This is a genomic window from Mesorhizobium sp. M1A.F.Ca.ET.072.01.1.1, assembly GCF_004023325.1.
Taxonomy (GTDB): Bacteria; Pseudomonadota; Alphaproteobacteria; order Rhizobiales; family Rhizobiaceae; genus Mesorhizobium.
The window spans coordinates 1-395 of the sequence record NZ_RZSF01000794.1 but is presented as its reverse complement, the minus strand read 5'-3'; the positions used below and the strand labels follow the sequence as shown (position 1 = coordinate 395).

General features: G+C 63.5%; 1 pseudogene. It reads left to right on the top strand.

The window, feature by feature from the left end:
* Positions 1–395 (top strand): annotated as a pseudogene (locus tag EOA32_RS38075) (hypothetical protein); the annotation flags it as partial.

Here is a 395-nt window from a genome sequence, read left to right as displayed (position 1 = left end):
CGCTGGTCAACACCGGCGATAAGTTGCGTGACAATCCGGCGCTTGCCGAGCAGCTCGCCGCTGGCGGGCCTTTTGCCGTGCATGGCGTCCAGTTCACACCGACCCCACTGGTCAAGCCGGCCAACGTGCCGCCCTTCGGCTCCTGGTTCGTCGACTTCGACAGCTATTTCGAGGACCCGGAAGTGGAAGGCCATGTCGGCGACGTCAGGGTCTGGCGTCCCTGCGAGGGCCGTGCCGGCTACTATGAGGAAATTCCTGGCGGTTACCTGCCGCCATTCTATCCGCCGGACTTTCCACCGCCCGGCAATCTGCCTCCCTGTCTCGATGTCGAGGATGTCCAGTACTTCTGCACGCCCTCGGGCCTCGAGGCCGATCTCTATCTCCATGACCATGCC